The 15,515-nt window shown below is 39.4% G+C and carries 12 protein-coding genes; 8 read left to right on the top strand and 4 right to left on the bottom strand.

The window, feature by feature from the left end:
• Positions 1-3: 3 nt before the first annotated feature.
• Both KNQ97_RS02920 and mrcB read right to left on the bottom strand, forming a co-directional pair.
• Positions 4-555, bottom strand: coding sequence for a tetratricopeptide repeat protein (locus tag KNQ97_RS02920; protein ID WP_000913439.1), 552 nt, complete (start codon positions 553-555; stop codon positions 4-6).
• 20 nt (positions 556-575) lie between these two features.
• Complete coding sequence (gene mrcB / locus KNQ97_RS02915) at positions 576-2,972, bottom strand: penicillin-binding protein 1B (RefSeq protein WP_000667412.1); 2,397 nt, start codon at positions 2,970-2,972, stop codon at positions 576-578.
• Positions 2,973-3,157: 185 nt separating this feature from the next.
• Between mrcB and KNQ97_RS02910 the strand changes: the two genes are divergently transcribed.
• Both KNQ97_RS02910 and KNQ97_RS02905 read left to right on the top strand, forming a co-directional pair.
• Positions 3,158-4,066: an NAD(+) kinase gene (locus tag KNQ97_RS02910; RefSeq protein WP_001167242.1), complete on the top strand. Its 909-nt coding sequence runs from the start codon at positions 3,158-3,160 to the stop codon at positions 4,064-4,066.
• Positions 4,063-4,335, top strand: coding sequence for a YeaC family protein (locus tag KNQ97_RS02905; protein WP_001019667.1), 273 nt, complete (start codon positions 4,063-4,065; stop codon positions 4,333-4,335). The genes KNQ97_RS02910 and KNQ97_RS02905 overlap by 4 nt, the downstream gene beginning before the upstream one ends.
• A 197-nt stretch (positions 4,336-4,532) precedes the next feature.
• On the opposite strand, the gene KNQ97_RS02900 is transcribed toward KNQ97_RS02905, so the two are convergent.
• Positions 4,533-5,543: a glycosyl transferase family protein gene (locus tag KNQ97_RS02900; RefSeq protein WP_253611792.1), complete on the bottom strand. Its 1,011-nt coding sequence runs from the start codon at positions 5,541-5,543 to the stop codon at positions 4,533-4,535.
• A gap of 499 nt (positions 5,544-6,042) precedes the next feature.
• Here KNQ97_RS02900 and KNQ97_RS02895 point away from each other — a divergent pair, with 499 nt between their 5' ends.
• Together KNQ97_RS02895 and KNQ97_RS02890 are read left to right on the top strand one after the other, a co-directional pair.
• Positions 6,043-7,401: a dicarboxylate/amino acid:cation symporter gene (locus KNQ97_RS02895; protein WP_001085436.1), complete on the top strand. Its 1,359-nt coding sequence runs from the start codon at positions 6,043-6,045 to the stop codon at positions 7,399-7,401.
• Positions 7,402-7,565: 164 nt separating this feature from the next.
• Positions 7,566-8,711: an acyl-CoA dehydrogenase family protein gene (locus KNQ97_RS02890; RefSeq protein ID WP_000881868.1), complete on the top strand. Its 1,146-nt coding sequence runs from the start codon at positions 7,566-7,568 to the stop codon at positions 8,709-8,711.
• 42 nt (positions 8,712-8,753) lie between these two features.
• On the opposite strand, the gene KNQ97_RS02885 is transcribed toward KNQ97_RS02890, so the two are convergent.
• Entirely contained in the window at positions 8,754-9,698 is a 945-nt protein-coding gene (locus KNQ97_RS02885; RefSeq protein ID WP_148561477.1) for an alpha/beta hydrolase, read from the bottom strand.
• 185 nt (positions 9,699-9,883) lie between these two features.
• Here KNQ97_RS02885 and pheA point away from each other — a divergent pair, with 185 nt between their 5' ends.
• From pheA to KNQ97_RS02865, 4 genes are all read left to right on the top strand, one after another.
• A complete protein-coding gene (pheA, locus tag KNQ97_RS02880) occupies positions 9,884-10,993 on the top strand; it encodes a prephenate dehydratase (RefSeq protein ID WP_000606364.1) in 1,110 nt (369 codons plus the stop codon).
• Between the two features lie 108 nt (positions 10,994-11,101).
• Positions 11,102-13,348: a bifunctional prephenate dehydrogenase/3-phosphoshikimate 1-carboxyvinyltransferase gene (locus KNQ97_RS02875; protein WP_000082052.1), complete on the top strand. Its 2,247-nt coding sequence runs from the start codon at positions 11,102-11,104 to the stop codon at positions 13,346-13,348.
• 127 nt (positions 13,349-13,475) lie between these two features.
• A complete protein-coding gene (locus KNQ97_RS02870; RefSeq protein WP_000735997.1) occupies positions 13,476-13,859 on the top strand; it encodes a hypothetical protein in 384 nt (127 codons plus the stop codon).
• Positions 13,860-14,029: 170 nt separating this feature from the next.
• A complete protein-coding gene (locus tag KNQ97_RS02865; protein WP_253611791.1) occupies positions 14,030-15,490 on the top strand; it encodes an aminoacyl-histidine dipeptidase in 1,461 nt (486 codons plus the stop codon).
• Positions 15,491-15,515 lie beyond the last annotated feature (25 nt).

The following is a 15,515-nucleotide window of genomic DNA, read 5'->3' as shown; positions in this document are numbered from 1 at the left end:
AAGCTAGAAAGCTTTCAATGCTTGTTGTGCTTCTTGAACAGTTTTTGGGTTATTGCGCTGTTGTCCAGCTTTTAAAATGACCAACCAAAGTTGTTTTTTCATGGCTTGACTCTGCGCAAAGCTTAAACCACGTCTTGCAAGAGACTCAGCGTTAGAATATTGCTGTTTATGATTTGCAGTTAATGCCAGAAATAAATAGGTCTCGGCTGCCTGTGGCGCTAAACGCTGTGCTTGAAGAGCGTAGCGCTCAGCCTCGGACCATTGTTGGTTTTTGTAAGCCTGCTCGGTTTTTTGCATTAAAGTTTTAAAAGCGGGTAACTGGCTTCCATCATCATTAAAGCGTTGCGGCTTTTTCTGCTGAGGAACAATTACTTGTAAGCTTTTTCGTTGAATTTCCGGATGATCATAAGGTGTAATTTTTACACCAGATGAGGACTCGGACTTCTTCTTTTCAGAAACAGGAGGTGTTTTCTCTTTTGGAGCTGAATGATCTGGTAAAGTTGTACAGCCGACCATAAGTACAGCACCAATATAAAAAACACCTTTCTTTAACATATCCTGTTTCCTGTTAACGCTTAGTTGTTATAACTACCACTTGAAATGATTCGTGTGTTATTCGACAGATCTTGTTCCATCTGGTTTTCACTTTCACGAATATAACTGTCGGTATTATCATCCTGAGGCTCAGGAATTGTGTTATCACTTTGTGGCGTATATGTTGGATCAACTTGATAATACGGTGCTCCACATGGCGTAGCACGATGTGGGACTGTATGCGCTAGCATTGGAATATACATGGCACCATCACAAGCTTGTGCCGATAAGTCACCCGATGCACGGTCAATCCATTGCCATTGTACAGAGTCTGGTTGACGTAAGTTTACTGGTGTCTGGCGTAATTGTTTCATCACATTAATCCATACTGGTAATGCACCAGATGAACCTGTTAAACCAGTTACTTTATTGTCATCTAAACCTAACCATACTACTGCAACATGATTACCTGAATAGCCAGCAAACCATGAGTCACGTGTATCGTTAGTCGTACCTGATTTACCCGCTAATTTTAAAGCTGGAGATAAGCTGTTATAGGCTGCACGTCCTGTACCTGATGACATGACCTGTTGTAAACCATAGTTCATGATATAACCGACAGATGGATCAATGGTTTGTTGTACGTTTAGACCATAACGATCAAGTAAACGTCCATTTGCATCTACAACAGAACGAATCGCACGAGTCGGATATTTGAAACCGCCTGTAGCAAAGTTTTCATAAATACCAAGTACTTCCATTGGTGACATATTAACTGCACCCAGGAAAATAGAAGGGTAGGCCGGGATTGTCGATTCAACACCAAATTTTCTTAAGTTATTGGTAAATGTAGATAACCCGAACTCTTGACCTAAGCGCACAGCAGAAAGGTTATAAGAATTTGCTAAGGCTTCACTTAAACTCACAATTCCATGTCCACCGCCGCTATAATTCTTCGGTGTCCAACTTTTACCGCCGTCTACTGGAACGCTAATTGGAGCGTCTTCAATCTGGCTTGCCCAGTTATAACGTCCAGATTCAATTGCGCTCAAATAAATGACAGGTTTCAATAAAGAACCGACTTGGCGTTTTGCATCTAAGGCACGGTTAAAACCAGTAAAGTCTTGCGTTGACCCGACAGCTGCAATTAATTCGCCATTTTCAGGATGGGCAATCAGTACAGCCCCTTGAAGGTTTTTCAAGCGAGCAGGGTTGCTATTAGCTAAGCGCTCTACAGAAGCTTTAAAGGCGTTTTGAACTTGTGTTTGAGCAATTGGGTCCAAGGTCGTAAAAATACGTAATCCTTGATTGGTTAAATCACTTTCCTGATATTCGGTACGTAATTGACGACGCACAATATCTAAAAAGTCAGGGAATTTTGCTGGACCTAGGCTTGGCTTGCTTAGAACATTTAAAGGGCGCGCAATTTCAGTTTCATACTCTGCTTGAGTTAAATACCCCATGACACGCATGTTATTTAATACTGTATCGCGACGATTTTTTGCCCCTTCAGGGTTTTTCCAAGGGTTATATAAAGATGGACCTTGAACCAAACCGACTAAATAAGCTTGTTGTGCAACATTAAGCTCACGTAGTGGTAAACCGAAATAAAACTGAGAGGCCAATCCATAACCATTGATTGAATAGTTACCGTTTTGACCTAAATTCACTTCATTTAAATATGCTTCTAAAATTTCATCTTTGCTGTAATGCAACTCAATAAGTAAAGCCATTAATGCTTCATTAACTTTACGTTTAAGTGTGCGTTCAGGAGTTAGATAGAAGTTTTTGACTAACTGTTGGGTGAGGGTCGAACCACCTTGGCGACGTCCTCCAGTTACATTACTTACCAAAGCACGTGCTGTACCACGAATTGAAATACCGTGGTGATGATAAAAGTTACGGTCTTCTGTAGAAATTAAAGCTTCAATAAGTGGTTTAGGAACACTATTAAGCTTAATCAAAACGCGGTCTTCATTATGTTGAGGATAAATGCCCCCAATTAATAAAGGTTCTAAACGGGCAACCCCAGTTGATGACGGTTTTGTACTGCGAACTTCTACAACTTGGTCGTTTGCAAAACTCAGTTCTAAAACCTGTTCAGGCTCTACGCTGTCGCCATAGTCGAAACCACGTGTATGGACATACATGTTGCTGCCTTGAGCAACATAGGTTCCAGACTTGTCATAATTACTTGAAGTTTTGTAACCTAGTAATTTTAATTCTTGGGTGAAATTTGCTTGAGTAATTGGCGCATTATTATAAATTTCCAAAGGTCGAGCAAACACCTTGGCCGGAATGTCCCAGCGCTGTCCTTCAAATTTTTCACGTATAATATTATCTAAACGAATCAGATAGATACTAAGAGCAATAAAAGCACCAATCACCAAAATGGAAAAAATTAGCGCGAAGAAACCGATACCACGTTCAAACTTCATATAAATGAGATAAAACCCTAAACAATGCGTTAATGATGCGATAGCTTGTCATCAATTTGCAATGATAAAACTGTGAATAAATGGAAAACTTAGATTGAATTTTACAGTATCTTGTTGTTATGTTTTTTTAAATTAATCTGGTTAATGTTATGATAGCGTAGAATCGCAGCGGAGCTTACTCATTCGTGCAAATTTCACATAAGTCCTTCAGAAACGTCGGGTTAATTGGTCGACCAGATAAATCATCAGTTGTAGAAACACTATGTTTAATTCATGACCATTTGCTAAGTTTAGGCCTAAACCCCATTTTTGATCAGGAAACTGCCGAATTAGTGCCCTATGATCATGCGCAAGTCGTTAGTCGTCACTTATTAGGTGAAGTCGCTGATTTGGTGATTGTTGTAGGCGGTGACGGTTCATTGCTTCATGCAGCCAGAGCTTTAGTGCGCTACAATACGCCTGTAATCGGGATTAACCGTGGACGTTTAGGTTTTTTAACCGATATTAAGCCTTCGGAAGCTATTTTTAAGCTTGATCAGGTTTTACAAGGTCATTTCCAGCTTGATCGCCGTTTCTTGCTTGAAATGGAAGTACGTACCAATGGTGAAGTCATTTATGATGCAATTGCTTTAAATGATGTCGTACTACACTCTGGTAAGTCGGTACATATGATCGATTTTGAACTCAATATCGATGGGCAATATGTTTATCGCCAGCATAGTGATGGTTTAATTGTTTCGACACCAACCGGTTCAACTGCTTATGCTTTATCAGGTGGTGGTCCAATTTTACATCCAAGTATGGATGCTATTGCATTAGTTCCTATGCATCCCCATACATTATCTTCACGCCCAATCGTAGTTGGTGGGCAAAGTGAAATTAAAATCGTCATTCGCGAAAATCGGGTATTACCGATGGTAAGTGCAGATGGACAACATAGTGTCTCTCTCAATGTCGGTGATAGTTTGCACATCCGCAAACACCCATTTAAATTAAGTTTATTACACCCACCTGGTTATGATTTCTATATGGCTTGTCGTACCAAATTGGGTTGGAACCAAGATTTTGAATCTTTTCAAAGAGATGAATCATGAATATTGAACAAATGCTATCTGTTTTAAACCCTGAGATTGTAGAGCGTTTAAAAACAGCAGTAGAAATTGGTAAATGGCCAAATGGTGTTGCTTTAACGAAAGAACAGCGTGAAACATGTATGCAAGCTGTTATTGCTTGGGAGTTAAAGAACTTACCAGAAGAACAGCGTAGTGGTTATATTGACCGTGGTACAAAAGAAGAGGGCGAGGTTTGTGAAGATGATCATCACAAGCATGAGCCTGAATTTAAACCGATTCGTTTTGTTTAAAATCACTTTTAGAATAAATCTTAGTTAGTATTTGCTATCGTGTGGGCGACATGGATGTCGCCCGTATCACTGCGATACAAGGAAGTATCGTCAGTGATACAGAGGATTTTTGGTTACTTTTGATCCTTCAAAAGTAATAAAAGCCTATATGCAGTGATATAGGAAAAACATGCTATATAAGGCTGTATGGACTATATTTAGCTTTCTGAGTTTATATTTCGTGTTTCCCATAATACTTTTGCTTTTTGCATCGCTTCCTCGAAATTAGAAACCACACCCATGGTATATAACGCAATACCCATGGTTTCTGTTACGGCCATTTCCCCATATTCATGATGCTGTTGCCCAAGCCAGACAGCTTTAAAGGTTGCTAAGTCTAACTCTTCTTCAATTGGGCTACGTTCAGGCGTAAGCTTTGGCAACTCATGCTCATAGAGTTCACCATTTTTAATTCCGCAAATCAGCGTTTTTGCGTCTGGGTTTCGCTCAAATTCGCCGCCTTCGCCCTTAATAACTGCGCTATTTTGATAGCCTAAGCGAAGTGCACTATGCTGATGGGAAGTTCTGTAAGCAGGATGGAATATGGCTTGTAAGGTGGCTTTAGCGTTAAAAGGATTAATTAAACGGGCTAAAGTATGAATAGGCGAACGCAAACCCATGACATTTCTTAGAGAAATTAGTTCGCTTAAAACCGGTGAAATTACTTCTAAGGGTAGGTAAGCGAAATTTTGTTCTGCCAATTGGGTGCAAACTTCTTGTTCAGAATGGCAAATTTTATAATCTAAATATTCCAAAACTTGTTCGGTATAAACTCGGTTAATGGTATGTCCGGAAGCGCCATGCATTACGATTTTATAACCGTGATGAGCAAGGGTAAGAGCCGCTAATAAAAACCAAGGATAATGTTTACGTTTACCAGCATAAGATGACCAATCTAAGTCAACTTCTAAAGATGCAAAATGAAGCTGGTCTTTGGTGGCTTGTACAAAACCTGCAAGTTCATCAATCGATTCTTCTTTAACACGTAGCAGCATTAAAAAAGCACCTAACTGAACGTCAAGAACTTCGCCTTTTAAAATCATAGTAAAAGCCTGATAGGCTTCTTCATAACTCAGTGAGCGAGATCCAGTTTTCCCCTTACCTAAAATACGGACATATTGAGCAAAGGGATGTTCGGCATCTTTATAGATATTACGTTTAGTATTCATGGCAATTCAAAACAGTAAAAATAAGGGGAGTAGGCAGCTCAAAATGAAATGTCTACAAGGACTTATCAATATGACATAAAAAACTGATGAAAAAATATCAAAAGTGTTTCTCATACTAAAGTCTTAAGGCTGCATGAGTATTTTTTGTGCGTATTAGCCAAAATTTTAATCGAATCGTTATTTAATTCGAGTAAACTTCATGTGCTTTTTTGAGCACTCATATCATAATTTTCTGTGATTCTCCTATATCTTCAGCTTTTTATTGAAAAAGTAAGAGGTTATTTCTAGCTACTCAAAGTAGTTAGAAACTTCAGGTATTCTCCTGTTTTAGAAAACAGTTTTTTGTTTTCATTGAGGTAGTAGGAAGGTTTTTTGTTTCTAAAAAACCATTTCCCTTTTGCGGTGTTCATGTGAAAGGTTAGGGCTGTGTATTCGTAAAGAATAGACGTTTCATTTTGATATTTCCAACGGACTTGGAAATATAGATTGAAGTAAAGTTATGGCTAAAAAACCGATTTATAAATCACTTTATTTTCAAGTGATTATTGCGATTATTGCGGGTGTTTTGGTAGGGCATTTCTCACCAAGTACAACGCAAATTGTTAATGGTGTTGAACAACATATTCCAGGTTTAGGTGAGCAACTCAAGCCATTAGGTGATGCTTTTATTCGTTTGATTAAAATGATCATCGCACCTGTTATTTTCTGTACAGTAGTAAGTGGTATTGCTGGTATGGAAAGTATGAAGTCAGTTGGTAAAACTGGCGGTGTTGCATTGTTATACTTCGAGATCGTTTCAACAATCGCGCTTCTGATTGGCCTTGTGGTGATTAACATTGCAAAGCCAGGCGTAGGAATGAATGTTGATCCTGCAACTCTGGACACTTCAGGTATCCAAAAATACGTCACTTCTGGTGAGTCACAATCTACCATTGATTTCTTGATGCACATCATCCCGGATACGGTGGTTGGTGCATTTGCAAATGGTGAAATCTTACAGGTCCTTCTTTTTGCAATCCTATTTGGTTTCGCGCTTCATAAGTTAGGTGATGCAGGACGCCCAGTTTTAAAGTTAATTGATCAAATTGCACACGTGTTCTTTAACATTGTGAATATGATTATGAAGCTTGCGCCAATTGGTGCATTTGGGGCAATGGCGTTTACTATCGGTAAATATGGTGTAGGTTCACTGGTACAGTTAGGCCAGCTCATTATCTGCTTCTATATTACGTGTTTACTCTTTATTTTCTTAATTTTGGGTACAATCAGCCGCATTAGTGGATTCAGTATTCTGAAAATGATTCGCCTGATTCGTGAAGAGTTATTAATTGTACTTGGTACATCTTCTTCTGAGTCGGTCTTACCACGCATGCTCCGTAAACTTGAAATTGCAGGTTGTGAAAAGTCGGTTGTTGGTTTAGTTATTCCAACAGGTTATTCATTTAACCTTGATGGTACGTCAATCTATTTGACTATGGCTGCAATCTTTATTGCTCAGGCAACGAATACACAGCTTGATATTCAACATCAAATTACTTTGTTGTTGGTACTTCTAATCTCATCTAAAGGTGCAGCGGGTGTAACAGGCTCTGGCTTTATTGTTATGGCAGCAACTTTATCTGCAGTAGGACATATTCCGGTAGCTGGTTTGGCATTGATTTTAGGTATTGACCGCTTCATGTCAGAAGCACGTGCTTTAACCAATCTTGTTGGTAACTCTTTGGCAACGATTGTAGTTGCAAAATGGGTGGGTGCTTTAGACAAAGATAAGCTCAATGATGCTTTAAACAACCCAGATGAAGTTGACAGAAAAATGTTGGCTCCAAAAAATCCTCAGGTTGCAGAAGGTTTAGATTAATTCGGATCTACCTATATAAAAAAAGGAAGCTTTGGCTTCCTTTTTTATTGGCTGACTGAAAAGTACAGTTTAAATGAGCAGCTAAGCCATGACAGTTGTGTAAAAAATGATTAGCATGCACAGCAATGAGATTCGATAAAACAATAAAGCCGAAGGAAAATATTATGTTGGCATATGATGCAGATTTAGAATTATTCCGTGATAATTTTAAACGTTTTATGAATGAGCATATTGCTCCACATTATGACCAATGGGAACGTGAAGGAATTATGCCACGTTCAGTTTGGTCTCAACTGGGCGAAAATGGCTTTTTATGTGTGGATGTACCAGAAGAATATGGTGGTTATGGCGTCCCAACGTATTATTCATTAATGTTAGTTGAAGAATCGGCTCGTGCTGGATTTTGCGCATTATCAACTGCTATTTCTTGTCACTCTGAGATTGCTGCACCGTATATTTTGCACATCGGGACAGAAGAGCAAAAACAATATTGGTTACCGAAAATGGTGACAGGTGAAGTGGTTGGTGCAATTGGTATGACTGAACCTGGAGCGGGTTCGGATTTACAATCAATGCGTACTAGCGCCATTTTGCAAGATGACCATTATTTGCTAAATGGTTCAAAAACATTTATTTCAAATGGACAACATGCTGACCTTGTGGTGCTTGCAGTAAAAACTGATCCCCAAGCACGTGCAAAAGGTGTGTCGTTATTATTGGTAGATACTCATCTAGAAGGTTTTAAAAAAGGTACCAACCTCGACAAAATCGGTCTGCATTCTCAAGACACATCTGAGCTATTTTTTGATAATGTTAAGGTTCCTAAAAACCAGTTACTCGGACAAGCTGGACAAGGTTTTGCTTATTTAATGCAAGAATTACCGCGCGAACGTACGGCTATCGCATCGACAGCGGTCGGCGCTATTCGTGGTGCAATTGATTTGGCAACCGCTTATGTAAAAGAACGTCATGCATTTGGTCAACCTATTTCACAGTTCCAAAATACTCGTTTTGTTTTAGCACAAGCAAAAATTGATGAGCTTGCGACAACAGCTTTCTATGAGCGAAATGTTGCTTTATATCAAGAAGGTAAACTTGATGTTGAGACGGCTGCAGCACTGAAAAGTTTTAGTACAGATATGCAAATGAAGGTGGCGGATAACCTATTACAACTGTTTGGTGGTTATGGTTATATGACTGAATATCCAATTTCACGCTTCTTTGTAGATGCCCGTATCCAACGTATTTACGGCGGTACAAATGAAATTATGAAAGAAATCGTAGCACGTGGATTAATCGGTAAAGCTTAATAATAGCTTCAAAAAAAGCCTACCTTTGAGTAGGCTTTTTTATTATTTAGCTGTTTTCTGCGATGGTTCATCGAATAAAGATTTACAGCTTTCTAGATTTTGGCATGAAGCAAACATAAGCGCTTTAGGTAAGCTCGCATACAAATTGGTGATATGCTGTTCAGCAGGATTATTGAAATGCCAATAAGTAAATTGGTCTGAACGTTTATTTTCTAAGACTTTAAAGAAATCGTCTTTATTAATTCTTTGATTAAACTGGGTATGTGGCCCACCTTGTTCATGTGTACCGACTGTCGTCATCAGCATTGGGAACACGGTTTGCTTTTGACTTTGCCATTGTTCTAATTCTCGAAATAACATGCCTTGATCAAACCAGAGAGAAGGGCTTGCAGCAAAGTAACGTTGGAAGGCAGTAGGTTTTTGAAAAAAATGATAAAGCACAAACAATCCTCCAAAAGAATGCCCATAGAGACTTTGCTGTTGGCTATTAATTGGAAACTGTTTAGCGATTTCAGGCTTAAGCTCATTATTTAAAAAAGCAATAAACTGGTCAGCACCACCATATTTATATTTACCTTGTGCTTGAAACTCGGCAGAAGGTTTTGGGGTGTAATCATAAGCGCGTTTTTGCACATCAAAGGTTTTTTGCTGAGGATAGCCCACAGCTACAATAATGAGCGGATCTAAACCTAATTTTGCAGAGCCTGATCCAATCGACTGGGCAATATTCATTGCGCTTGGAAATGTTGCATTACCATCTAATATATAAAGTACCGGATAACCATGTTGGGGTGGGGCAACAGGTGGTTTATAAATTTGAATAAGGTATTCATGTCCAGTATTTTTAGATTTGATTTGGAACTGGGCCTGATTGTTGTGAAAATCGATTTTTGATTGATTTTTTACAGGGGCTTGAGCCAAAACGGAACTACTTATTAAAGAGCCTAGAAAGAAATTACAAGATAAAAAGAAAAAAGATTTAAGCATAATAAAGTTAAGAAAATGTTATAAGTCAAATAATAAATGAAAATCATTATCAAATAAAGTGATCTTATACAAAGGTTCGAGCCGGATTAATGAAAAAAGCCCATACACCCATATTGCCTAACAAATCAAAGCCGACTATTGTTATACTCTCGTTTAAAAGATGATTTTGCTGAGGCTGCCTTCCAATGATCAACGATGATCAAAACAAAACGACTTCTCTTAGTTTAGAACAAATTCGCGAAGATATTGATAGCGTAGATCAACAGATTCAAGAGTTATTAAATCGCCGCGCAAGCCTTGCTGAAGCTGTTGCGAAAGCTAAATTTGCTTCTGAAGAGAATCCTTTGTTTTATCGTCCTGAACGTGAAGCACAAGTTTTACGTAAAGTTATGGAGCGCAATCAAGGGCCTTTATCTGACGTAACTATGGCCCGTTTGTTCCGTGAAATTATGTCTGCTTGCCTTGCTCTAGAAGCTCCGCAAAGTATTGCATTTTTAGGACCAGAAGGTACTTTTACTCAATCTGCCGTACTTAAACATTTTGGTAAAGATGCGGTTGTCCGTCCGCTACCCACTATTGATGAAGTATTCCGTGAAGTAGAAGCGGGTAGTGCGCATTACGGTGTAGTTCCGGTTGAAAACTCATCTGAAGGTATCGTAAACCATACTTTAGATTGTTTTAAAACTTCGAATTTAAATGTGATTGGTGAAGTTGAATTACGTATTCATCATCAATTCCTTGTTTCTGAAAATACACGTAAAGATAGTATTAAGCAGATTTATGCGCATCAGCAAACTTTGGCTCAATGTCGTCAGTGGTTAGACGCACATTATCCGGGTGTTGAACGTGTTGCCTTAAACTCAAACGCAGAAGCTGCACGCCGTATTCGCAATGAATGGCATTCAGCAGCGATCGCGTCTGATATTGCAGCAGGCATGTATAACCTTGAAATCTTGCATAGCAATATTGAAGATAATCCGGAAAATACTACTCGTTTCTTAGTGATTGGCCGTGAAAAAATTCCACAAAGTGGCAATGACAAAACATCGTTATTAATTTCAGCGCATGACCGTGCAGGTGCTTTATTAGAAATTTTAGCGCCGTTTGCAAAACATAATATCAGCTTAACGAGTATTGAAACTCGCCCAGCACTACCTGAAAAATGGGCATATGTATTCTTTATTGACTTAGAAGGCCATATCGATCAGGAAAATGTGGCTGCGGCAATTAATGAGATTCGTCCAATGGTAAAAGAACTTCGTATTTTAGGTTCTTATCCTGCTGCTGTTCTTTAATCACTCATGTTGGAATAATGACATGTATCAAGATGGACATGTCATTATGCTTAAAAAACAAATTGCTCAAAGCTTTAAATAACGTTGAGCAAAAGCAAAGTTGAAGTTATGTCACAACCCCTATTTAAAAAAGTTGCATTTATTGGTTTAGGACTCATTGGGTCGAGTTTGGCTCGCGTTATTGTTGCAGAAAAGTTGGCGACAACTATTGTGGCATCTACACGTTCGCAGAAAACTTTAGAAGATGCAAAATCACTTGGCTTAATACAAGAAGGGTTTTCCGATCCTGTAGAAGCTGTGAAAGGGGCGGATTTAGTTGTTTTAGCCTTGCCAGTGCGTGCCACTCAAAAAGTGCTTGAGCAAATTAAACCTTATTTGTCAGAAACCACAATTGTAACTGACGTGGGAAGTACAAAAGGTAATGTCGTAGATGCAGCAAAAGCTGTATTTGGTGAAGATTTACCAGCAGGGTTTGTTCCTGGGCATCCGATTGCGGGAAGTGAACACACGGGTGTCCACGCAGGTAAGGTCGATCTCTTTGCAAATCACAAAGTGATTTTGACGCCATTACCAACCAGTGCAGAATGGGCAGTTGAGAAACTGATTCAACTTTGGTCAGCTGCTAAAGCTGAAGTGATATGTATGGATGTTGCCAAACATGATGAGGTTTTGGCGCATACCAGCCATTTACCGCACTTAATGGCATTTAATCTGGTCGAGCAACTTGCAAACCGTGAAGATAATCTTGATATTTTCCGTTATGCAGCGGGTGGTTTTCGTGACTTTTCACGAATTGCTGCCAGTGATCCTCAAATGTGGCATGACATTTTCTTTGCCAATAAAACAGCCATATTAAATGCTGTAGATGGCTTCGAGAAACAACTTACCGTACTTAGAAAATTGATTGAAAACGAAGATTCTCATGCATTAATGGGTTTACTCGGCCATGCTCAGGCAGCACGTCAGCATTTCAATCATATGTTAGCCAAAAAACCTTTAATGGAGAAAAATAAGGTGACACAGCAATTCAGTATCTTACCGGGAAATAAGGCTTTTAAAGGTAAATTTACCGTACCGGGTGACAAATCTGTGTCACATCGCTCCATTATGTTTGGTGCTATTGCAGAAGGCACGACTCATGTAACTGGCTTCCTTGAAGGTGAAGATGCTTTAGCAACTTTACAAGCTTTCCGTGATATGGGTGTAAGCATTGAAGGCCCTAAGAATGGCGAAGTAACCATCCATGGTGTAGGCATGCATGGCTTAAAAGCACCAGCAAGTGCGTTGTATATGGGTAATTCTGGAACAAGCATGCGTTTGCTTTCAGGTATGCTTTCTGCACAAAAGTTTGATTCTGTTATGACAGGTGATGCTTCGCTCTCTAAACGTCCAATGGAGCGTATTGCTAAGCCATTACGTTTAATGGGTGCGCAAATCCAAACAACAGGTGAGAAAGGTACACCACCTGTAAGCATTACTGGTGGTCAGCAATTAAAAGGTATTCAATACGATTTACCTATGGCATCTGCTCAGGTGAAGTCGGGTATTTTACTAGCTGGTTTATGGGCTGAAGGTGAAACTTCGGTAACTGAGCCGGAACCAACACGTGATCATACAGAGCGTATGCTTCGTGCATTTGGCTATGATGTTAAAACTGAAGGCAATAAAATTTCCCTTGTGGGCGGCGGTAAGTTAGTGGGTACTAATATTCAAGTACCATCTGATATTTCATCTGCTGCTTTCTTCATGGTGGGTGCTGCAATTACTGAAGGTGCAGACGTTGTTTTGGAAGCGGTAGGTATTAATCCAACACGTACTGGCGTAATTGAAATTTTAAAACAGATGGGTGCTGACCTGACTGTTGAAAATGAGCGTATCGCTGGTGGAGAGCCTATTGCTGATATTCATATTAAAGGTTCACGCACGCTTAAAGGCATTCACATGCCTGAAGACCAAGTGCCTTTAGCAATTGATGAATTCCCAGCCTTATTTATTGCAGCGGCTTGTGCTGAAGGCCAAACAGTATTAACAGGTGCAGCAGAGCTTCGCGTGAAAGAATCTGACCGTATTCAAGTTATGGCAGATGGTTTAAAAATCATGGGCATTGATTGCACACCTACTGAAGATGGCATCATTATCGAAGGTAAAGGCAAATCTGGTGATTGGTCACCAATCTTTGCTGGTGGTGAAATTGAATCACACCATGACCACCGTATTGCCATGAGTTTTAGTATGGCAGGTCTTCGTACTTCTGGTCCGATTACAATTCACGGTACTGAGACTGTTGCTACAAGTTTCCCAACTTTTACTGAGTTGGCGAATCGTGCAGGCTTAACGATTGAAGTTAGCCAATAACTTTTTACCTAACACATTTTATAATTGCTAACACAATAGCAACGGCAGCAGCGAGCTAAAGGCTTGGCTGCTGTTTGTTTATTGCTTATGCTAAGTGCAGATAATGATAAAAGTGTTAGGACAAAGGATGAAAAAATTACAATTTATTGCCAGTTGCCCACAACATGGGGTGCTTGATCATCCACCAAATGAATGCCATATCACTCAAGAATATGTAGCGGCTTTACTGTTTAAACAACTGGGGAATTATGGTTTTGATGCACAGCATATTGTGCATGAACATGAAAAGGTGGAAGTAAGTATTGATAATCACCTTTTACCATTGTCTATTACTTGCCAGCAAACAGACCATGATGGGCATTTAATGTGTGAAATCTCTGCCAATCCTGATGAAGAACAAGACTGGTTTGAGAAAATCGAAACACAAAGTATTATTCGTCAGCTTGCACAGGCTGTTGAAAATAGCTTGAAAGCCGATCATAGCTTTTCAGCATTTGAGTGGAAAAGCTAAATATATTATTGTTAAGACTTATTTGTGAAGTACGGCTTTTTAGAAAAGTCGTACAATTTCTTTAAATTAAATATAAAAATACAAAATCTTTCCCGAAATCGCTACCTATCTTTAATGCTTTGTGTATATTGAAATTATTAAGATATTTACATAATTAGAGTGTAGTTTTCATGACACAAGTTGATATTGCCGCATTATCTCCTCAAGTCGTTTGGCAGCATTTTCAAACACTTTGTACTATTCCTCGTCCGTCAAAGCATGAACAGCAACTTCGTGAGTTTTTACAAAACTGGGCCGAAAGTCGGAATTTAGAAACTTATGTAGATGAAGTTGGTAATTTGATTATCCGCAAAAATGCGACTCTGGGTAAAGAACATGTGTCTGGAGTTATTCTTCAGGGCCATTTAGATATGGTTACACAAGCCAATATTGGTACGGTACATGACTTCTTTAAAGACCCGATTCGTCCAGTTCTTGAGGATGGCTGGTTAATTGCCAAAGACACTACTTTAGGCGCTGATAATGGCATTGGGGTAGCTTTGGCCTTAGCTGTTTTAGATTCAAATGATATTGCTCATGGCCCAATAGAAGTTCTTCTAACAGTTGATGAAGAAGCAGGGATGAGTGGTGCGCGACTTTTACAGGCAGGTGTACTAAAAGGGAAGTGGCTATTTAATATTGATACAGAAGAGTGGGGCGAGTTGTATCTCGGATGTGCTGGTAGTATTGATGTTGAAGTTGAGCAACCGCTTAATTATGAACCAATTTCTGAAAATTTTACGGTAGTGAATATTCAGGTGGCTGGCCTTAAAGGTGGTCACTCTGGCGTAGATATTCATTTAGGACGTGGCAATGCCAACGTTATTCTGTCCCGTTTTTTAAATCAATATTTAGCCTCTCTAGGTGGGCATCTTGTTGAGTTTACAGGTGGTACGGCCCGTAATGCTTTACCGCGAGAAGCAGTGGCAACTATTGCAATTTCGCCTAATCAGTTATCAAGCCTAGAAAAGTTACTTGCTGAATATCAAACGGCATGGAAAGAACAGCTAAAGGGTATTGATGACAACTTGCAATTAAGTATTCAATCCACTGGTGTTGAAGTGACTGAAGTGATTACTCAACAACAGCAAAATGAATGGTTGCAAGCTTTGGCAACAAGTCCTTATGGTGTTGCAAGTATGAGTCAGGTTCTACCAGATGTAGTTGAAACCTCAAATAACATTGGGGTGGTGAGACTAAATCGAGAAGGTGGAAAAGCTGTCTTAATGGTTCGTTCAATGGTGAACCAAGAAGCTCAAGATTTTGCAGAAAAAATTCAGGCACATTTTAGCCAGTTTAATATCGGCTCTACACTTACGCCGTTAGTGTCGGGTTGGACACCAAATCCAGATTCGGCTGCTCTAAAGTGCTTACAACAAGCCTATCAAAATGCATTTAATATTGAGCCAAATCTAAAAGTAATTCATGCAGGCTTAGAATGTGGGATTATTGCTGAACATTACCCACATTTACAGATGGTTTCGTTTGGACCGGATATTCAAGGTGCACATGCACCGGGCGAACGAGTTAAAGTTGATACTGTAGAGAAATGCTGGAAGCTACTAGTAACCGCTTTGGCATCTGTAGAGTAATTTTTTAAGAGATAAGAAGCTCAAT

The sequence above is a fragment of the Acinetobacter sp. UC24323 genome (assembly GCF_024151445.1).
In the GTDB taxonomy this organism is placed as follows: Bacteria; Pseudomonadota; Gammaproteobacteria; order Pseudomonadales; family Moraxellaceae; genus Acinetobacter; species Acinetobacter baumannii.
The sequence above is the reverse complement of the archived record's forward strand: the minus strand, read 5'-3'. Positions and strand labels throughout refer to the sequence as shown.

Coding starts and splice junctions, on each gene's coding strand:
- KNQ97_RS02870 (WP_000735997.1), top strand. CDS start 13,476: ATGAAAAAATTACAATTTATTGCCAGTTGCCCACAACATGGGGTGCTT.
- pheA (WP_000606364.1), top strand. CDS start 9,884: ATGATCAACGATGATCAAAACAAAACGACTTCTCTTAGTTTAGAACAA.
- KNQ97_RS02900 (WP_253611792.1), bottom strand. CDS start 5,543: ATGAATACTAAACGTAATATCTATAAAGATGCCGAACATCCCTTTGCT.
- KNQ97_RS02905 (WP_001019667.1), top strand. CDS start 4,063: ATGAATATTGAACAAATGCTATCTGTTTTAAACCCTGAGATTGTAGAG.
- KNQ97_RS02875 (WP_000082052.1), top strand. CDS start 11,102: ATGTCACAACCCCTATTTAAAAAAGTTGCATTTATTGGTTTAGGACTC.
- KNQ97_RS02895 (WP_001085436.1), top strand. CDS start 6,043: ATGGCTAAAAAACCGATTTATAAATCACTTTATTTTCAAGTGATTATT.
- KNQ97_RS02890 (WP_000881868.1), top strand. CDS start 7,566: ATGTTGGCATATGATGCAGATTTAGAATTATTCCGTGATAATTTTAAA.
- mrcB (WP_000667412.1), bottom strand. CDS start 2,972: ATGAAGTTTGAACGTGGTATCGGTTTCTTCGCGCTAATTTTTTCCATT.
- KNQ97_RS02885 (WP_148561477.1), bottom strand. CDS start 9,698: ATGCTTAAATCTTTTTTCTTTTTATCTTGTAATTTCTTTCTAGGCTCT.
- KNQ97_RS02920 (WP_000913439.1), bottom strand. CDS start 555: ATGTTAAAGAAAGGTGTTTTTTATATTGGTGCTGTACTTATGGTCGGC.
- KNQ97_RS02865 (WP_253611791.1), top strand. CDS start 14,030: ATGACACAAGTTGATATTGCCGCATTATCTCCTCAAGTCGTTTGGCAG.